Annotated in this window: 14 protein-coding genes and 1 pseudogene; 6 read left to right on the top strand and 9 right to left on the bottom strand. The window is 35.6% G+C overall.

The window, feature by feature from the left end; genetic code table 11:
- Positions 1-651: a sterol desaturase family protein gene (locus GMA17_RS07815; protein ID WP_248395050.1), complete on the top strand. Its 651-nt coding sequence runs from the start codon at positions 1-3 to the stop codon at positions 649-651.
- Here GMA17_RS07815 and GMA17_RS07810 read toward each other — a convergent pair.
- The 3 genes from GMA17_RS07810 to GMA17_RS07800 form a co-directional block, all read right to left on the bottom strand.
- A complete protein-coding gene (locus tag GMA17_RS07810) occupies positions 648-1,880 on the bottom strand; it encodes a M48 family metallopeptidase (RefSeq protein WP_248395049.1) in 1,233 nt (410 codons plus the stop codon). The two genes, GMA17_RS07815 and GMA17_RS07810, sit on opposite strands and share 4 nt — an antisense overlap.
- A gap of 147 nt (positions 1,881-2,027) precedes the next feature.
- Positions 2,028-2,255, bottom strand: coding sequence for a four helix bundle protein (locus tag GMA17_RS07805; RefSeq protein WP_248395048.1), 228 nt, complete (start codon positions 2,253-2,255; stop codon positions 2,028-2,030).
- A gap of 24 nt (positions 2,256-2,279) precedes the next feature.
- Positions 2,280-3,083 carry an RNA methyltransferase gene (locus GMA17_RS07800; protein WP_248400632.1) on the bottom strand — a complete coding sequence of 268 codons (804 nt, stop codon included), beginning with the start codon at positions 3,081-3,083 and terminating at the stop codon, positions 2,280-2,282.
- A gap of 38 nt (positions 3,084-3,121) precedes the next feature.
- Between GMA17_RS07800 and GMA17_RS07795 the strand changes: the two genes are divergently transcribed.
- A complete protein-coding gene (locus tag GMA17_RS07795) occupies positions 3,122-6,883 on the top strand; it encodes a T9SS type A sorting domain-containing protein (RefSeq protein ID WP_248395047.1) in 3,762 nt (1,253 codons plus the stop codon).
- A 111-nt stretch (positions 6,884-6,994) separates the two neighbouring features.
- The gene (locus GMA17_RS07790; protein ID WP_248395046.1) at positions 6,995-7,813 is read left to right on the top strand and encodes a DUF6503 family protein; all 819 of its coding nucleotides are present in this window, start codon (positions 6,995-6,997) and stop codon (positions 7,811-7,813) included.
- A gap of 78 nt (positions 7,814-7,891) precedes the next feature.
- Here the strand turns inward: GMA17_RS07790 and GMA17_RS07785 are convergent, their stop codons facing one another.
- From GMA17_RS07785 to GMA17_RS07775, 3 genes are all read right to left on the bottom strand, one after another.
- Positions 7,892-9,187, bottom strand: a complete 1,296-nt coding sequence (locus GMA17_RS07785) for an amidohydrolase family protein (protein ID WP_248395045.1) — start codon at positions 9,185-9,187, stop codon at positions 7,892-7,894.
- A gap of 19 nt (positions 9,188-9,206) precedes the next feature.
- Complete coding sequence (locus GMA17_RS07780; protein WP_248395044.1) at positions 9,207-12,182, bottom strand: amidohydrolase family protein; 2,976 nt, start codon at positions 12,180-12,182, stop codon at positions 9,207-9,209.
- Between the two features lie 88 nt (positions 12,183-12,270).
- Positions 12,271-13,332, bottom strand: a complete 1,062-nt coding sequence (locus GMA17_RS07775) for a DUF3810 domain-containing protein (RefSeq protein WP_248395043.1) — start codon at positions 13,330-13,332, stop codon at positions 12,271-12,273.
- Between the two features lie 73 nt (positions 13,333-13,405).
- Between GMA17_RS07775 and GMA17_RS07770 the strand changes: the two are divergent.
- Positions 13,406-14,871 (top strand): annotated as a pseudogene (locus GMA17_RS07770) (aminoacyl-histidine dipeptidase).
- Between the two features lie 74 nt (positions 14,872-14,945).
- Here the strand turns inward: GMA17_RS07770 and GMA17_RS07765 are convergent.
- The 3 genes from GMA17_RS07765 to GMA17_RS07755 are packed head-to-tail and all read right to left on the bottom strand — an operon-like array spanning position 14,946 to position 17,695.
- A complete protein-coding gene (locus tag GMA17_RS07765) occupies positions 14,946-16,106 on the bottom strand; it encodes a peptidylprolyl isomerase (RefSeq protein WP_248395042.1) in 1,161 nt (386 codons plus the stop codon).
- Between the two features lie 31 nt (positions 16,107-16,137).
- On the bottom strand, positions 16,138-16,683 hold the full coding sequence (gene gldI / locus GMA17_RS07760; protein WP_248395041.1) for a gliding motility-associated peptidyl-prolyl isomerase GldI: 546 nt from the start codon (positions 16,681-16,683) through the stop codon (positions 16,138-16,140).
- A complete protein-coding gene (locus GMA17_RS07755; protein ID WP_248395040.1) occupies positions 16,676-17,695 on the bottom strand; it encodes a bifunctional oligoribonuclease/PAP phosphatase NrnA in 1,020 nt (339 codons plus the stop codon). Before GMA17_RS07755 ends, gldI begins: the two co-directional genes overlap by 8 nt.
- Positions 17,696-17,848: 153 nt before the next feature.
- Between GMA17_RS07755 and GMA17_RS07750 the strand changes: the two genes are divergently transcribed.
- Entirely contained in the window at positions 17,849-18,268 is a 420-nt protein-coding gene (locus GMA17_RS07750; RefSeq protein ID WP_066255829.1) for a nucleoside-diphosphate kinase, read from the top strand.
- Positions 18,269-18,366: 98 nt separating this feature from the next.
- Entirely contained in the window at positions 18,367-20,937 is a 2,571-nt protein-coding gene (locus tag GMA17_RS07745; RefSeq protein WP_248395039.1) for a M4 family metallopeptidase, read from the top strand.
- Positions 20,938-21,030 lie beyond the last annotated feature (93 nt).

Genomic DNA, 21,030 nt, shown 5'->3' with positions numbered 1-21,030 from the left:
ATGAAACCCAAGGTAACGACCGATTTTAAAACGGGACAAGCCCAAATTTTTAAGAACCCTTTTTTAGAACGTTTAACGAAAACGGATCCTGTATCCAATATTGTAATTTATGGAATAGTAATTATTGGCTTAAGCTATTTAGCTATTCAAATTATTGGTTTACGTGTTTTTCAGTTTGTTGGTCTATTTGTTTTGGGAGTTTTATTCTGGACATTTGCCGAATATGTTTTACATCGGTATGTATTTCATTGGGTAACCGAAGCCAAATGGTCCCAACGGTTTCATTTTGTTATGCATGGTGCTCATCACCATTATCCAAAAGATGAAGAACGTTTACTTATGCCACCTGTTCCCGGAATTATTTTAGCATCCTTATTATTTGGTTTCTTTTTTACAATATTCTGGTTGTTAGGTATAACCAATTTAGTTTTTGGTTTTTTTCCTGGCTTTTTTGTGGGATACTTATTATACTCTTTTGTGCATCGTGCTACCCATGTTATGCGTCCGCCTAAACGGTTTAAAAACCTATGGCATCACCATAGCTTGCACCACTATCAATACCCGAATAAGGCATTTGGTGTTTCTAATACTTTTTGGGATCGCGTTTTTGGCACGATGCCACCAAAAGCTCGCCGAATTAATAAAAATTAAGATTTCAAATTCTTCATTCGTTGCAGAAGTGTTGGATGCGAATAATGCATAAACACATACGCCTTGTGTGGTGTTAAATTGCTCAAACTATTTTTTGATAGTTTTTTAAGCGAGGTTATCAACGGATCTGCAGCGTAGGTGTTTTTAGCATAATTATCCGCTTGGTATTCAAATTTTCTAGAGAACCAATTCATAATTAATCCGGTAATTTCGGAAATAGGACTATACAATAAACCAAAGGCTATTAACCCAACATGAAAGCTCGGTATTTCCACACCTAAGGCATTTGATAAAAGTGGATTTGAAATAAAAATTGAAAGAATATACAAGGTTAATCCAGTTAGCAATATGGACATTACCAAGTTGAAGATAATATGTTTCATTTTATAATGTCCAACTTCATGCGCCAGAACAGCTACAATTTCTTCATCCTCTAAGTCGGTAATCAAGGTATCATAAAGTGTTACGCGTTTCTCACTTCCAAAACCTGAAAAATACGCATTGGCTTTGGTACTTCGTTTTGAGCCATCGATCACGAAAATTTTATCCAAAGTAAAACCGACGGTTTCTGCGTAAGCTGCAATTTTGTTCCGAAGTTCACCTGTTTCCAAAGGTGTTTGCTTATTGAATAGCGGCACTATTAAGCGGGCGTAAAACATGTTCATAAAAACGGTAAAGCCCGTAACTAGTCCCCAAGCATATAGCCAAAAGTATGTGCCCGATGCTTGATAAAACCAAATAATTAGTGCTAAAATGCCACCACCTAAAACAGCCATCATTCCCCAACCTTTAATCTTGTCTAATAAAAAAGTGCCTTTAGTGGTTTTGTTGAATCCGAATTTTTCTTCAATCACAAAGGTTTGATAATAGGCGAAGGGTGTGGTTAAAATATCGCTCCCAATCATAATAATTCCAAAGAATATTAAAGCGATGATGATTGGATTTTCAGAATAGCTTCTCGCTACATTATCAATAAATTCAAAGCCATCAAAAAATAGAAACGCTAATGAAAGTACTAGTGAAAATGTGGATGTTATAATGCCGAATTTGTAATTGGTTTTTTTGTAGGCCTGGGATTTTTCATAATCTTCGGCATTGTAAACATCATCTAATTCTTCTGGAATAGGATCGTTATACTGTTTGGCATTTAAAGCATCGAGGATTTTATCGACAAGAAAATCTACTATAATGATGGCTATGATGATGTAGAATAGGGTGGTTGCGGTCATAAAAATTAATGATGAATAATGCGTAATTAATTATTCTTTTGAGGATTGAATGTTCTTAAATAATATTTTTAAAATACTTGAAAGTTCATTTTCAAGAGCGTTAAATTCTTCAGCAGTAATATCTTTGGAATCCTTTAAAAGTCTTAATCAATAATGTGTTTCTCTAGCTTCCTTATATGAAATGGACATTTTAGCTCTAAAATCTCGTTTAGAAATGCCTCCAATGACTTCTTCAGCATTAGCGCCAATGGATGTGCCTGATTTTAAAATTTGTCTCGATAGCACATACTCCTTATTTTCGACTAACTTTTTACTTAAAAACACTATGGATAGTGCAAAGTTGTAAGACTTGATTGCTATGATATTATCTTTCATATGGTAATTATTAATCGCTAATTGTTAATTACTCATTAGCCTCTGGCGAACCGCTTCAAAAATAAGAATTCCTGCGGCAACAGAGACGTTCATGGAATCTATTTCGCCTTGCATGGGAATAATAATATTTTGCGTAGCCGCAGCGCGCCATTCTTGACTTAATCCTGTGGCTTCTGTGCCAACAATCAAGGCCGTTGATTTGGTGTAATCTTGAGTATGATAACCTACAGAGGCTTGCAAAGCGGCGCAGTAAATAGGAATCTGTTTTTCTTTTAAAAATGCAATAATTTCTGAAGTGGAACCCATAGCAATTTGGTTGGTAAACACACAACCAACGCTAGAGCGTATAATATTTGGATTGTACAAATCCGTTTTTGGGTTGGCAATAATAACCAAGTCCACATTTGCGGCATCTGCCGTTCGTAATAAAGCACCAATATTACCTGGTTTTTCGGGTGCTTCAGCAACGAGGATTAAGGGGTTTTCTGTTTTTAAAGTTATAGATTCTAAAACATGTTCTTTTGTTTTCGTAACTGCCAAAACACCTTCAGTCGTATCCCGATGCGCTAGTTTTTGATAGACGTCTTTGGAGACTTCTATACAGTTATTAAAATCGCCTATTAATTTCTTTAATGCTTCTTCTGAAAACAATTCCGGATAAAACAAAATGGTATCTATTTCATAACCACCTTTCAGTGCCAAACCAATCTCCCGAGCACCTTCAATCAAAAACAATCCAGACTTTTTTCGAGCTCTAGATTTTTCTTTTAAAAGCACCAATTCCTTTATGAATGGATTTTGTGTACTTGAAATAACCTTGGTAATCATCAAATTATCTATATTTAACTGCACAAAGTTAAATTATTATGAAGCAAAAACTACTTTTTCTATTAATTACTGTACTATTTACGGTCAACAATTATTCACAATCTACCCTTATCACACAGAATACTGATTGTAGTACCGGTTGTTCAGACTTAACAATTAATTTTCCAGACATTCAAGAAACAAGTAATTATGATGTTGCTAGTATTCCGTTTAATCCACCAACTAATTTTGTTGGACTGAATAATGTATTAGAATTAGATGACAGATGGAGCGATGTCATTAATTTGCCATTTGATTTTAGTTTTTTCGGTTCTACATATTCTGAATTGTTGATTAGTGAAAATGGTGCTGTAACTTTTGAGGTTGAAAACGCAAATAATTTTCATCTTTGGAATTTCACGGATACATTACCGAATAATACGGCTAATGCTTTTTCACAAGCAAATATTTTTGGAGCTATGCACGATATGAATATTTCTAATGAGGAAGGAAGTGAGATTAATTGGGAAATCATTGGAGAAGCACCTTTTAGATCAATAGTAATAAGTTATAATAATAGGCCTCATTTTCAATGTGATGATCTAAAAACCACGCAAATGATGGTTTTGTATGAAACCACCAATATTATAGAAGTCTATTTACAAGATAAACCAAGTTGTTCTGTCTGGAATAATGGTAATGCCGTAATAGGTATTCAAAATCCAGCAGGAACTGTTGCTGTGGTGCCGCCTGGTAGAAATACAAGCGCTTGGGAAGCAACCAATGAAGCATGGCGTTTTAATCCGTCAGGAACGGTTGTAGAAAACACCTATCAATGGTCTAACGGTTCTGGACAAATAATTAGTACAAGTCCCATAGTTACTGTTTGTCCAACTGCGGATGAAACCTATACCGTAGAAACGTCTTATTTCAATTTCAGCTTTTTTGGTTATGAAACGTATTCTGAAGATATTATAGTTTACACTAGCTTAATTGGTGAAGCACCAGTAAATCTTCAAATGTGTAGTGATGTGACGAATGAAATGTTTGATTTAACCCAACAAACAGCTATTATATCGGGTGGCTCAACTTGCAGTGTTGTTACGTACCACGAAAGTTTAGTTAATGCCGAAATTGGTAATAATGCTATTTCAAATCCTAGCAGTTATACAAACACATCGAATCCGCAAACCATATTTGTTCGTGTGGAAGATTTGGATTCTGGCAATTTTGAAACCAGCTCCTTTACCATACAAGTTGATTTAATGCCAGCTACGTCTCCCGCAGAAATGGAAGCTTGCAGTACGACTCCTGGTTTTGCAGAGTTTGATTTAGACGCTTTATCAGAATTAATTTTAGCTCCAAATTCAGGTTTTGAATTCTCATATTATGCATCTGCTAGGGATGCTCAAAACGATACTAATCCTCTATTAAGCCCTTATGTTAATATCATTCCCAACAATCAAGAAATAATAGCCAAAGTATTAGATCCTAATACAGGGTGTATTGTTTATACCTCTTGCTTTTTAAATGTATCAGAAAGTGCTGATTTAGAGAATGTAACCTTGATGGTTTGTGATGACCAAACCAACGATGGTATTGCCCAATTTAATATAACAGATGTATTGCCTCAAATACTTAATGGGCAGCAAAATGTTGAATTAACTTTTTATGAAACGGAAGTTGATGCCGTTAACTTCAATAACCCAATACTTGTTTCAGAGAGTTTTACGAATACGAGTAACCCTCAAATCATTTATGTGAGAGGAGACAACCTTTTAACTGGCTGTGCTGGTTTTAGCACCATTGAATTACTTGTTGAAGAATCTATCGCGTTAACTGCGCCTTCCCCATTAATTGTTTGCGATTTAGATGGTACAGCAGATGGTTTTGCCATGTTTAACTTAAACGATAAGGATTTAGAAATTTTAGGTGGATTAAATTTCAATGACTATGCCGTTAGCTATTACGAAACACGGGCTGACGCGGAAACAGGGACAAATGTTTTAAATTCGATTAATTATACAAATATTATAGCAGGCGTTCAAACCGTTTTTGTGCGTGTAGATAATCTATCGGATGGCTGTTTTGCAACTACTACATTGGAATTGGTTGTTGATTCTAATTGTGCCGTTGGTTGTCAAGAAACTGTAACTATTTGTTACACTAATAATGATACCACCCAATATGTTTATACGAGTGACAACGGTTCGCCAATAACCTTGTTTTTTACATCAGGCCAGTTGGAGACCTGTTGTGATAATCTATTAGTTTATGACACGGATAACACCCTTATTTATGAAGGAAATAATAACGGTAATTTAGCTGGTCTATTGTTCGCTGCTAGTGGTGATACCATTTCATTTGTAATAGATTCTGATGCCTCTGTTAGTTGTGAGTCTGGTGCATTTACACCTATCGAGTTGTCTGTATATTGTTTGGAGATTGAAAACGCTATTGTAGTCAATGCCTTTCTAGATGAAAATGGCGATTCTATTTTTGATGATTCAGAAGTGAAATTTAATGAAGGACTTTTTAGTTATGAAATGAATAATGATGGTGTTATAAACTATGTCAATTCATCTTATGGTAGTTTTATTATTCCAAACACGCAAGTAGGAGATACCTATGATGTCAGTTTTGAGATTTATGAGATTTATAATACTTGTTTATCACAAACAACCACATTAATTGAAAATGTATCACCTATTGAAGGTGAAACCGTAGCGGTTAATTTTCCGCTGACATCTATAGGCACTTGTAGCGATATTGGCGTTAGTTTATTTTCATTTACACCACCAAGACCAGGTCAAATTTCAACTAATTATCTGGTTGTTGAAAATTTAGGAACTATTCCTGTTTCAGGTTCTGTTGAATTTACGCATGATGCTTTGGTTACATTGAATACCGTTTTAGGTTTAAATCCAGGAAATACGATTACGAATACAAGTACTAGTTTTATATTAAATTTCAATAATTTAATGCCTGGTATGGAAGAAGAAGTTCTTGTACAATTAGATGTGCCAACCAGTTTAAATATTGGCGATTTTATTACCAATTCTGTAGTTTACAGTGAAACGGATTTGGACTTTAGTAATAACAGTTCTACGATAACACAAGCGGTTGTAAATTCGTATGACCCAAATGATAAAACAGAATCCCATGGTCCAGAAATTAAACTAGACGATTTTACAAGTGAAGACTATCTGTATTACACCATTAATTTTCAAAATTTAGGTACTGCTGAAGCACTTGAAATTAGAGTGGAAGATGTATTAGATAATCAATTGGATCCAGCGTCTTTTAAAATGTTAAAGGCGAGTCATGATTATACTGTGACCCGAGTTGACAATGCTTTAACATGGCAGTTTGATGCTATAAACCTTCCAAGCGAAAGTATGGACGAACCCAATAGCCATGGTTATGTGTATTTTAAAATCAAACCTTTGCCAGGTTATTCTGAAGGTGATCTGATTCCAAATACAGCCGATATTTATTTCGATTTTAATCCAGCTATTACCACCAATACGTTTGAAACCGAGTTTGTAGCGAACTTGTCCGTTGGTGAATTTGCATCCGTTAATTATACTATGTATCCAAACCCAGCAAATACGGTGGTTAATTTTGAGTTTAGTAAGGGAAACATGAATACCATTCAGATCCAAGTTTTTGATGTAACCGGAAAATTAGTATCCACATCGAATCCCATATTAGAAGGTAATATGCTTTCTCTTAATGTTGCTAATTTACCTCAAGGACTGTATTTTATTGAATTGAAGAGCAACGGATTTAAGACGATTGAAAAGCTGATTATTCAATAGATAAATACGCCGACTAAAATTATATAAGCTTCAGTAAACCTGAAGCTTTTTTTTGTAATGTCTACTTTTGAAATTCGACAAAGCAGTATAACCACTAAAAGAAACGATTTTATGAAAAACTATTTTTTTGCTGTAACACTTTTATTTGTTTTTTCGGCATGTAAAGAAAATAAGGCGGAGCCAGAAACAATAATCTCTAAAGCGCAAACAGAAGACACATTAAACGTTCAAGAAGCTAAAAATAAAAACTATCCAGAAAATCTGACTAAAGTATTTGATGCACATGGCGGATTAGACACTTGGAAAGCAATGAAATCTTTGATTTTTACTATGGATAAGCCGGATGGAAAGGAAGTGATAATGACAAATTTAAATTCCAGAGAAGCATTACTAGACAATCCGGAATCAACTATTGGTTTTAATGGAGAGCAGGTTTGGCTTTTAAATAAAACGGAAGAAGCCTACAAAGGATATGATCCAAAATATGGTTACAATTTAATGTTTTATTTTTATGCCATGCCCTTTATTTTGTCTGATGACGGAATTAATTATGCAGACGCAGAGCCTTTGGTTGTTGAAGGCGTAACGTATCCTGGAATTCAAATTACTTACAATGCAGGTGTTGGAGAAACGTCTGATGACCGCTATGTGTTGTATTACAACCCAACAACTTACCACATGGAATGGTTAGGGTATACGGTTAGTTTTGTTCCAGGTATAGATAAAAAAGAATTACACTTTAGAAGGTATGATAATTGGCAAAACGTGAATGGCTTATTATTGCCTAAAACAATTGTGGGTTATGGCTACAAAGATGACAAGCCTACGGAAGCTAAACAAAGCACTGAATTTATAGATGTTAAGCTTTCTAAAAATGAAATTGCATCTTCAAAATTTGTCAAACCAGAAAAAGCTGAATTTATTAATTAGATTTAATATGTTAAAATACAAAAAGGCGAGCTGATTAAAATTAGCTCGCCTTTTTTTTGCACTTTATATTCGTAAAACTTACTGATTCTTATACTTTTCAGAATAACGTCTCCATAATTCTGTTTGGTGACTTTCTAAACTTATTTCACGACCTTGGATAAAAGCTCGTGTTAAAATATTGGTGCGCATATCCAAAGCATCACCTTCACTAATAAAAAGTGTGGCATCTTTTCCTGCTTCTAAAGTACCAACAAAGGCATCAATACCTAGTATTTTAGCGTTGTTAGATGTGATTAATTTTAGAGCTTCTTCTTTATCCATCCCGTACGCTGCGCAAGTGCCTGCGTAGAATGGTAAATTACGTGTTTGGAAGTTTTCCGCATTTCCAACTTGAATGCCTACAAGAACATCTGCGTCATATAAAAGTTTTCCTAATTTAAATGGTAAATCATAATCTTGATCATCATTGGCAGGCAATGTGTGTGGTGTATTAATTAAAACAGGTATGTTGTTTTGTTTCAATAATCCGGTGACTTTATATGCTTCTGCACCACCCACAATAACTAATTGCTCCATCTTATGATCTTTTGCAAAATGAATAGCGTCTGTAATTCCTTTTTCATCATTTACATGAACAAACAATTTTTGCTTACCATTGTACAAACCTTGCATCGCTTCAAAAGGTAAGTTTATAGGTTTTTTATCACCTTTTAAATAGGCTTTACTGTCGGTAATAAAAGCAGCGACCTCGTTTACTTGTTCAGCATAGTCTTTGTTTGGTTTTAAACCTGCAGGTTCTCCCAACCACCAACGACCTCTAGAAAAAGCACTTGGCCAATTAAGGTGAATAGCATCATCTGTTTTTATAGCAGCATCTTCCCAATTCCAAGCATCCAATTGAACAATGGATGAGGTTCCAGAAATACGACCACCTTTAGGCGATACTTGTGCCATTAACACGCCATTTGGACGCATGGATTCTACGACTTTAGATTCTGTGTTGTAAGCAATTAAACTGCGTACATGTGGAATCATACCGCCAACTTCATCTTGATCGTCCGAAGCTCTTACAGCATCGACTTCTACTAATCCTAAAGCAGAATTGGCTGCAATAAATCCGGGATACACGTGTTTACCCTTGGCATCAATAATAGTCATGCCAGACGTGTTGGAATTTGTTGTATTCACCGATGTGATTTTTCCGTTTTCAAAAACAATCACAGAATTTTCAATTACTTGACCATTTCCAATGTGTGCGGTAGCGCCAACAATAGCAATGGGTTTAATTTGTTTGGATCCTGGTGTTTGTTGCGCAAAGGAAAAGCTTCCTACAAATAGCGTAATAACAAGGATGTATATAGTATAATGTTTCATCTTATTTTCTTTTAGAGTATTAAATCGTGTCACAATGGAAATGTTCATCTACTTTCTTAACAACGGGTTTGGTTTTTAAACCTTTGTTTTTGGCTTGCAACATCATCGTTGTTAATTCGTTTTTCTCTTGTTTTATGCTTTCGCGAATTTGCTTATCACGATCCATATCAAAATAAACTTTTCCTTCAATTAGGGTTTTTTCAGCTTTGGTGTAAATAGACATTGGGTGGCCGTTCCATAGTACCATATCAGCATCTTTACCAACCTTCACGCTACCAACACGATCATCGATATGTAATAATTTGGCCGGGTTTAATGTCACCATTTTCCATGCCTCTTCTTCACTAACACCACCATATTTGATTGCTTTAGCCGCTTCTTGATTTAATCGTCTAGACATTTCAGCATCATCACTATTAATAGCGGTTACAATACCTTGATTATGAAGTATAGCGGCATTGTATGGAATGGCATCATTCACTTCATATTTATAAGCCCACCAATCACTAAAAGTAGAAGCTCCAACGCCGTGTTCTTTCATTTTATCAGCTACTTTATAACCTTCTAAAATATGTGTAAACGTATTTATATTAAAGTTGAAACGTTCGGCAACTTCCATTAACATATTAATTTCACTTTGAACGTAGGAATGACAACTAATAAAGCGGTCTTTATTTAAAATTTCAACAAGGGTTTCCATTTCTAAATCTTTACGATACAGTTTACCACTTTTCTTTAAAGCTTCGTATTCTTTTGCTCTGGTGAAATAATCCGTATACACTTGTTCCACACCCATTCTGGTTTGCGGAAAACGGGAACGCGAATAGTCGCCCCAGTTGGATTGTTTTACGTTTTCACCCAAAGCAAACTTGATGAATTTAGGACTATTTGGAAAGATTAAGTTTTGTGCTGACTCGCCCCATTTCAATTTAATTATTGCAGAGCGACCACCAATAGGATTTGCTGAACCATGCAAAATTTGAATGGTTGTAACACCTCCAGATAAGTTTCTGTATATGTTTATATCATCTGAATCTACAACATCTTCAATAGTAACCTCGGCGGTGGAGTTTTGACCAGCTTCGTTTACCGCTGCTGTTGCAATATGCGAATGTTCATCAATAACACCAGAAGTAATGTGTTTCCCTGTGGCATCAATAACCATAGCATTTCCGGCGCTTAAATTGTTGCCAATTTTAGCAATCTTACCATCTTTAACAAGGACATCGGTGTTTTTTAAAATACCAGCTTCTTCATTAGTCCAAACCGTAGCATTTTGAAATAAAATGGTTTGTTGTTTTGGTCTTTCAGTAAAACCATAGGCTTCATTAGGAAACGTAACTGGAAATATCCTTACATCAGATTTAGATTCCTTGTTGTCATCATCGTCGGAGTCATCTGATTTTTCAGCGGCTTTCGATTCTAGTTTTTTTGCATAAAAAGTGGTTTCATTTCCATTTGGTAAAATAGCAGCCCCACTTATATTTGGAGTGTTGGTAATTTTAGCTGAAAGTCTTACAAAATCTTGTTTTGTGGTATCTATACTGGAGAACGTTAATGCTAACCAATCATCAGTCAATGTAATTTTTGAGCCTAGTTTTTGCGTATCTGTTTTAACCGTTGCTTTTAACTTCGAAATTTCACCAGAAATTTTTAAATCGTATGTCGTTCCGGCAACTTGCAACTCATAATCGCCACGAATATCTTTTGTATTCATGGGTACAATTTCGTGTCTGTTACCTAAAACCCAGTTTTCATAAAGCGTTGTTTTGGTATCGAAGATAGTTCCAGACGTAATTAAGAAATTTGCATAAGATCCATTTTTAAGGGTTCCTATTTCATTACTTTTTCCTATAATTTTAGCAGGAACGGTTGTTAATGCTGCTAAAGCTGCTGTTTCATCCAAACCGTATTCAATGGCTTTTTGCAAGTTTGGCATAAATTCAGACGGTTTTTTTAAGTCGTGTAAGGTGAGGGCAAAAGGCACATCGTTTTTATGTAAAACAGCAGGATTGCTTGGTTTTTGGTTCCACTCACGCATATCCGATAAGCTTGCTGTGTTTGCCATGATGGGATCTTCCATATCAAATGCATCTGGAAAATTGATAGGTATAATGAATGATGCATTTGTAGCTTTAATTTCTTGAATTAACTCATACTCATCACCACCACCAACAATAACATATTGGGTGTTTACATCGTCTCCAACTTTGTCCATACGCAAGTCGTTCATTTTACTTCCTGCATCAATTATTTGAACTAAATCTTTATTGTTATTGAACGCTTCTAATGATCGGTCTTTTGTTTCTGATAAACCTTTGGCATACCAATCAGCATCATAGTTTACTTGTCTAATTAACGCCATAGCTCCCATTAAAGAGGTTGGATATGCTTGTCTAGACGTAACACTTTTGCTGGTTGACAAATACTGTGCAGAACGATCTGATAAAATGCGAGAGGCATCTGTTCCACTTGGGGATAGCGCAATTAAGCTACCTGTTCCACGAATAATGCCATCTGGAATATGGGTGTTTACGGTTCCAAAACCAGCTTCGCGTAATTCGGTTGCTGTTTTAGCATCAAAGGCATAACCTTCAATAGCATTTTGTTCGGGTTTAATATGGTCATTCCAATAGTAACCCTCGCGTGAGGCATCATATTGTGGGCTGTTTGAGTTTTCTGCACGTGTTGGTTTTTTGGTTCCAAACGATGAGTATATATCCACAAATGAGGGATAAATGTGTTTGCCTTCCAGATTGATAACTGTAGTATTTTCTGGAATTTGAACTTGTTTTCCACTAGAAATAACTTTGCCATCTTTAATTAATAATGTGGCATTTTCAAGGGTTTCTGTTGGGGAAATGTGAAGGGTTGCATTGGTGAAAGCATGGTAATTATAACTTTCAGTTTTTACACCATCATTTTTTGGGAAATAGTTTTGTGAAAACAGCGTTGTGCTGAACACAAAACACAAAAGCGTAAGGAGTTGTTTCATGGGTTTAGGTTGGTTTGAAATTTAAAAACTTAAATATAAGTAATAAGAAATGGGTGCTAAATGAATTGGATTTTTTTTAACATTATGTTTAGGATTCCAAAAAGTAATTCACATAAAGGGCTACAACGTAGCTGTAACTTTTCATACCACCTTGTTGGTTATTGGCCTTTAAAAAGGAATTATAAGTTTCTTTAAAAACGGGTTCTGTGATGTTTTGATAACGCCTCCAAAAATCTTGAACTTCTTGATAGTTTTTCAGAATACCTATATTGATGGTCAATAATAGTTCTTGATATTTTTCGGGATTTCGCCTAAAAACTTCCATTAAGCAATGGCGTAACGCGAAGGTTGTTCCACTGTATTTAAAATAAGGGTCTGTATGTGACATGGCAGCCAGACTCCCAATAAAATTAGCTTCATTCTCGGCAGCATAACCTAACTGATGCGCAATTTCATGAGAAACGGTTGTTGGGAATTTATATACGGGAATGAGTGCGTCTACTTGAGCTTCATTGGTTAAAGGATTTAGATAGCCGCTAAATCCCATATACGTTAGCGGTACACTAAACAAGGACATTTTAATACTCTTTGGGTGGTATTCCAAATGTGGATACTGCTTTTGTAATTGTATGTAACCCAAAGGCGCCATGTTTAAAATGTCTTTTTTAGTATAGGGTAGATTTACTTTTACGGTATCGTTAATAGCTACCTTAACATGAAGTGCATTCGATTTTTCTATTAATTTTTCGGTAACCATTATAAGTTCTTCGGTTGAATAATCGGCTTTCAGATTCAGGTTTTTATGAAGCGGTAATCGGTAATAATTAAAAGCCCAAAAAACATGAAAAGCGAAATAGATTAAAGAGATGGTTGCGAAAATATCAATAATCCAATTTTTAAAATCTTTAAAAATCCGTTTTCTAGTTATAAGCAACCAACGGATTATGAAAATGATGGCTGCTGCATAAAAAATATCGCCAAAAGAAAATGGCATCCAACCAAAAACATAACGGGATATGGCAGAAACCCATTGGTAAATTCCATGACTGTAATAGGTTTCTACAAATTCTGGAAATTGCGCCAAAATATTAATAAGGATAATCTGTGGGATAAGCGCGAGCGCTATTAAAAGCTTTGGGTTTTTCTGCATATTTCAAAAATAAGGAATTGTTTTATTACTCTATACATTATAATTACCTTTGTAAAACTTAAAAAATACAGATATGAACGAAGCAATACGAGAACTAGAACCAAAAGCCTTATGGAATAAATTTGCCGATTTAAATGCGGTACCACGACCTTCAAAAAAAGAAGAACGGGTTATAGCATTTATGAAGGATTTCGGTCAAAAATTAGGTCTTGAAACTATAGAAGATAGCGTAGGAAATGTCATTATAAGAAAGCCAGCAACAAAAGGCATGGAAGATAGAATAGCCATTGTCATGCAGTCGCATTTAGACATGGTGCATCAAAAAAATAATGATACAGATTTCGATTTCGACACCCAAGGAATTGATATGTATATTGATGGCGATTGGGTGCGTGCCAAAGGCACAACGCTAGGAGCCGATAACGGGTTAGGTGTGGCTACTATTATGGCCATTTTAGAAAGCACTGATATTGAACATCCAGCAATAGAAGCCTTATTTACTATTGATGAGGAAACGGGAATGACAGGCGCTATGGGACTTGAAGGCGGTTTGCTGCAAGGCGAAATACTTTTAAAAACTTAGACACGGAAGAAGATGATGAAATTGGAGTAGGTTGCGCAGGCGGTGTTGATGTAACTGCTAGAAGAACCTACAAAGAAGAAGAAACACCAGAATTTAAAACCGGGTATGCCATTACTGTAAAAGGCTTACAAGGTGGTCATTCCGGGATGCAAATTCACGAAGGTTTAGGAAATGCTAATAAAATTATGAACCGTTTATTATTTGATGGTTTTGAGAATTTTGGTTTACGTATTTCTGAAATTAATGGCGGTAGCTTACGCAATGCCATTCCACGTGAAAGTCATGCTATTGTTGCCATCGATTCCATTCATGAAGATGCTTTTGTTGCCGAAATGGCAGACTATGCGCAGGTTATTCAAACCGAGCTAAAAACGATGGAACCCGATTTAAAAATTGAAGTTTCCAAAGTAGAAACGCCTGAAAACATTATGGATTTAGGTGTTCAAGAAGGTGTTACGCGTGCATTGTATGCGGCCGTAAATGGTGTGTATAGAATGAGTGCAGATATTAAGGACTTGGTGGAGACCTCAAATAATATTGCCCGTGTTGTTATAAAAGATGGTAATATAGAAATAGCCTGTTTAACACGATCTTCAGTTGAAAGTGCAAAATGGGATTTAGCCAATAGTTTACGAGCTACTTTTGAATTAACCGGATGTGAAGTAGAGTTTTCAGGCGAATATCCAGGATGGACACCAAATATGGATTCTAAAATATTACAAGTTTTAGAAACGCTTTATATAGATATGAATGATGAAAAGCCACACGTTGCTGCTTGTCACGCAGGATTGGAATGTGGTATTTTAGGTCAGAACTATCCAGAGATGGATATGATTAGTTTTGGACCTAATATTAAAGGAGCGCATAGTCCAGATGAACGTGCCCAAATTTCATCAGCACAAAAATACTGGAAATTTGTTTTAGAGATTTTAAAGAATATCCCGAAGAAGCAATAAAATAAATCAATTAATACCATAAAAAAGCCGCGTTTCTAAACTAGAAACGCGGCTTTTTTTATAGGGTGTTTGGATTATTGTTTTCCTTGAATACCTTCAATTTTTAATTCGAAAATTAAATTTGAGTTTGGAGGAATAGGACCAGAGCCATTTTCACCATATCCTAAATATGAAGGGATAAATACTTTGGCTTTATTCCCAACATTCATATTTAACATGGCTTCTCTAAAACCAGGAACCAATCCAGCAGTTTCATTATAAATCATAGCAAATGGTTTGTAACCACCTTGTGCATCACGTTGTTCGTTATACGCGTTGTTTGCTTTAGCAACTTCGGCCCAGCTTGTATCAAATAAACGACCATCCTCAAAGAAACCAGCATAATTAACTAGTACTTTATCTGCACTTGATGGCTTCGTGTTTTCACCTTCTTCCGTAAAAATCATAACCACGCCTGTATCTAGTTTTTTAACGGTTCCATTTAAGTCTGCATTTTTAGCAATAAATGCTTCTGCAGCCACGCTAGCCGATTCTTTAATTTTTTCGCGAGCCGCTTCTTTTAAAGCTTCTTGCTTTTCTAATACTTTAGGCAGTTCTTCTTTATATACTTCAGCAGCATTAAAACCTTCCGCAGCTTTACCTTTTCTAATGATATTTAATTTTTCAATAATAACTGGTACTACCGGTTTGTTACTTCCTGGTTCCACGGCTACATTAGAAATAGTATCTAATACGTCCATGCCAATAACAACTTCCCCAAAAACAGAGTGCTTATTATCTAAATGCGGTGTTGGTCCTTCTGTTATGAAAAATTGACTACCATTTGTGTTTGGTCCCGAATTAGCCATGGAAAGCATACCTGGTTTTGTATGTTTTAAATCTGGGTGAAATTCATCGGTAAATTTGTAACCAGGATCTCCAGATCCTGTTCCTGTAGGGTCGCCACCCTGAATCATAAATTTATCGATAACACGGTGAAATGTTAAACTGTCATAATAACGCTTTCCTTTATAAGCATCGGAAACATTAGGGTGTGTACCTTCTGCTAATGCCACAAAATTGGCAACTGTTACGGGAACTTTGCCGTAAAATAATTTGGTAACCATGGTACCCTTGTTGGTCACAAATTCCGCGTAAAGTCCATCTTCTAAATCAGGATACTGCTGACTGCAAGATGTAAAACTTACTAAAAGTGCCAATACTAATAATTTCATGGTATGTTTCAATGTGTTCATTTTTGAGTTTTAAATAAGTGTTTATATCAATTTAATTGGGTTCTGTTGTTTTTATGTCTATCAATGAAACTTCACATATAAGTGGCACATTGGTGCCTATTTTATTCTCGTCTCCATAATAGCCATACGCTTTTTGGGAAGGAAATAAAAATGTAACCGTTTCGCCTTCACGCATTAGTTTTAAACCTTCGCGCAATCCGGTAAACAATTCCTGCTTATCCATGATGTAGGTTTGCTGCTTTAAGTCGGCTTGACTATATATTACTGTTTCATTAATATCTTTAATAGTATAGTTATAAGTCACAATATCCCCAAATTCAGGAGTTAGTAATGAGTCTGCCGCTTTGGTTTGGTAATAATACCAGAATCCACTGTTGGAAGCTATATAATCTGTTACAGAATCTTTAGCCATTATGGTTTCAAAAACAGCGCGTTCCTTTTTTATTAAATTTTTATTACGTTCTACAGACTGATCAATAAACGAACCCGATTTAGCAGAAATGGGACGTCTTGCTTCTGGTGATTTACAGGCAAAAGCAGTTAGTAGTAGACATATTATAACTAAAAATCTATTCATTTTTCAGGGCATTGTTATAAGCGGGTAATATACTAATAAAATTTTCAACCGTTTCTGGAAGCGACAAATCGCTCTTCCCACCCGCTGCATTAGTATGACCACCGCCTTCAAAATGTGCACGTGCAAATTCATTCACGGAAAAGTCGCCTTTAGAACGTAACGATATTTTAATAATATTGTTTTGTTTATCTTCAATAAATATAGCAGCAAAAATAATATTTTGAAGGGATAATGCATAATTTACAAAGCCTTCTGTATCACCTTTTTTATAATTGTAGGTGTTTAATTCGTCTTGAGATAACGTTATAAAGGCTGTCCTAGATTCTGGAATAACCTTTAAATTAGTTAATGCACAGCCTAAAAGTTGCATACGCTCAAAACTATTAGCATCCATAACCGCATTATGGATTTCAGAATGTTGGGCGCCTTTATCAATTAAGAAAGCCGTAACACGGTGTGTTTCGCTTGTAGTTGAAGCAAAACGAAACGACCCTGTATCTGTCATAATTCCAGTATATAAACACGTAGCAATATCTTGATTGATAAGGTTTTTGTCATCTAGCATAGCAATAAAATGATACACCATTTCGCAGGTGGAACTCATACTAACATCCGAATACATATAGGTGGCATAATCATCTGGTTGTTGATGATGATCTATCATTATTTTCATAGCAGAGCTAGCTTTTAAAGCCGGTTCCATATTTCCCGTTCGGTTTAACGCATTAAAATCTAACGTAAAAATGATATCCGCATCCTGAATTAAGGCATCACATTTTTCTGAATCTGTGTCATATTTTAAAATGCTGTCTTCGCCTGGCATCCATTTTAGAAATTCGGGATAATCATTAGGTGCAATAATTACAGCTTCTTGATTATGTATCCTTAAATAGTGATAGAGTCCTAAGGTTGAACCAATAGCATCACCATCTGGATTCTTATGCGGAACAATAACCATTTTTTTTGGTGATCGGAGCAGTTGTTTGATGTCTGAAATAGCTTCTTTTTTCATAGGTGACGAATATACAATTTTTTAGTATTGGTTTATATGGTTTTTATTAAGAAATACATTACTTTTGCACGAAATTTAAAGGAAAGAAATTTAGATAGTAAATTGCTTTTCTTAATTAGAATCTATTAATAGAAATATAACTTAAACAAAAGAATGGCAACAAATAGAACATTTACCATGCTTAAGCCAGATGCAGTTGAAAACGGACACATTGGCGCAATTTTAGAGAAAATCAATGCTTCAGGCTTTAGAATCGTCGCATTGAAAAAAACACAAATGACACAAGCTGATGCTGAAGCGTTTTATGCTGTACATAACGAGCGTCCATTTTTTGGTGAGTTGGTTGAGTTCATGACACGTGGTCCAATTGTAGCAGCTATATTAGAAAAAGATAATGCTGTTGAAGATTTTAGAAGCTTAATTGGTGCTACAAATCCTGCTGATGCTGCTGAAGGAACTATTCGTAAGTTATATGCAACTTCTATGGGAGAAAACGCAGTTCACGGAAGTGATAGCGATGAAAATGCAGCTATTGAAAGCGCATTCCATTTTTCTGGACGTGAGATGTTTTAATTAAAAGCACAATAAAAATTAAAAAGCCTAAAATGTTATTCATTTTAGGCTTTTTTTATTCTAAGTATTACCTTTACTGAATTCTAAAAAAGAATTTTATGAAAAAAACAAACTATGTATTATTAGTTTGTGTCCTATTTTCTACCTTATTAATAGCCCAAAACTCGCAAAAAGCTATCAATGAATTACAAATAGTTACGCAAGCGCATGTTTCGGTGAATGTCCAATCTGGAATTCCCGAGTTTATTAAATTCCCCGTAAATCAACCACTAACATTATCTGGTGGTACGCTTCAAGAAAAAATCCGAACGTTTTTAGAAACCTATACAGGGCTGTTTAATGACAGTCAAGATTTAAGCAACTTTACATTTCAACCCGCTAAAAAAGACAACTATGGTTTTCAAACGGTAACCCTTATTCAGCAACATCAAGGTGTTCCTGTTTTTGATGGCCAATTGCGTTTCCATTTTAATCATTCTAATCAGCTAACGGCCATAAATGGTAATTACATTGCAAATATTAAAGTACCTCCTGTTCCCAGCATTTCAGAACAAGCGGCAAATGCAGTAGCTCTAAACGTATTAGCTAAACAGGATATTAACTATTCTGGTGAAACCGTTTTTGCGAATGAGACAAATTTATTTGTTTTTCAAAAAGGTCTTATTGAAAATAATTTAGGATCTAGCTATTTGGTCTATGAGGTGGAAGCTAGAAACAATGCAGATGTTAGAGAATATGTTTATATCAATGCACATGATGGTACTTTGGTAGAGCAATTTACAGGTATGCCACATGCGTTAGATCGCACGGTATATGAAGGAAACACCAATACAGTAGTTTGGACAGAAGGCGATGCTTTTCCAGGCAGTTTAACGGTTTGGCAACGTAATGAAGTGGAGGCTTCAGGGCATGTCTATAATTTTTTTAATAATGCTTTTGGGTACGTATCTTATAATAATGCGGATGCACAAATGCGAACCATTAACAACAATCCAAATATTAACTGTCCAAACGCTAACTGGAATGGTGTAACTGCTAATTATTGTAATGGTACAGCAACAGATGATGTTATTGCACATGAATGGGGACACGCTTATACTGAATATACGAGTGGCTTAATTTACGCTTGGCAATCGGGCGCTATGAATGAGTCATTTTCAGATATATGGGGAGAAACCGTTGATTTAATAAATAATTACGCAGATGAAGATGATGATGTATCCTTAAGAACGGGCTGCAATAGTTCTGATCGTTGGCGAATTGGCGAAGATGCTACTGCCTTTGGTGGTGCTATTCGCGATATGTGGAATCCACCTTGTAATAACGATCCTGGAAAAGTTACCGATGGCTTATACCGCTGTGGTGAAGGTGATTCAGGAGGAGTACATTCTAATTCTGGAATTCCAAATCACGCCTATGCGCTTTTAGTTGATGGAGGCACTTATAATGGACAAACTATTAACGGTATTGGTTTGACCAAAGCGGCCCATATTTTTTGGCGCGCCCAAAGCACGTATTTAACGGCTACTAGCGATTTCTTTACGTTGGCAGACGCGCTTGAAGCATCTTGCACAGATTTATTAGGTATTAATTTAGAGGGATTATCTACAGTGGCAACGGCTGCTGGACCCTCTAATGAGATTTTAACCATGGCTGATTATAACGAATTAGTAAAAGCTATTCTAGCCGTAGAATTACGTATCGAACCAGAGCAGTGCGGATTTACAGCAGTAATTGGTGCGGCTCCAGATTTATGTGAGAACGCCCTAGATAATCCCATATTTTCAGAGGATTGGGAGACTGGTTTAGATGGCTGGACTGTTAACCAATCTCAAACTTCGTCAACCTGGATCCCTAGAGATTGGGAATTGAGAACTAGCCTGCCTAATGGCAGAGCTGGAAATGGTGTTTATGCAGTAAACGCGCCTATTGGTGATACCTACGGAGGAAATTGTCAAAACAGTTTTCAAAATGGTATCATGAGTTTAGAAAGTCCTATTGTTACCATGCCAGACTTTAATGAAGGTACGTATGAAATGGCTTTCAATCATTACGTTTCAACAGAACCTAATTGGGATGGTGTAAATATTAAATATAAATTAGATGGAGGTAATTGGATATTGATTCCTGCCTCGGCATTTATAATAAATGGTTATAATGATGTCATTAATCCAGCTTCAGAAGGAAATGACAACCCTATGGAAGGTCAAGAGGCCTTTACGGGGTCTGATGGTGGCTCAAATAGCGGTAGTTGGGGGACAAGTATTATAGACTTATCTGTTTTAGGTGTCATGGGAAATAGTACCGTTCAGTTTAGATTTGATTTAGGAAGTGATGGTTGCAATGGACGAGAAGGTTGGTATTTAGATGAATTAACGGTTTATAATTGTGCTTATGCTTTATCTATTGAAGATTTTACAGCTGTTGAAAATGGTATAAAAGTATACCCTAATCCATCAAATGGTCAATTTACAATGAAGAATATTGGAAATTTAGATTTAGTGAAAGCTGATGTTATGGATATCAATGGACGTTTAGTGAAGTCTATAGATTTATCTGGAATTCAGGAAACAACTACTTTAGATATTTCTCGTGTGGCCTCTGGTTTATACTTTATGAAAGTCTATACGAAAACGGCAAATACCGTTATTAAATTGATTAAGGACTAATTGAGTCCTATATTATACTAAAAAATCCCGCAAACTGCGGGATTTTTTGTTTTAAACGTATAGTTGGACTTTTTTCTAATAATATTTCATGAA

This window comes from Bizionia sp. M204 (assembly GCF_023205095.1).
In the GTDB taxonomy this organism is placed as follows: Bacteria; Bacteroidota; Bacteroidia; order Flavobacteriales; family Flavobacteriaceae; genus Algorimicrobium; species Algorimicrobium hallyeonense.
The sequence above is the reverse complement of the archived record's forward strand: the minus strand, read 5'-3'. Positions and strand labels throughout refer to the sequence as shown.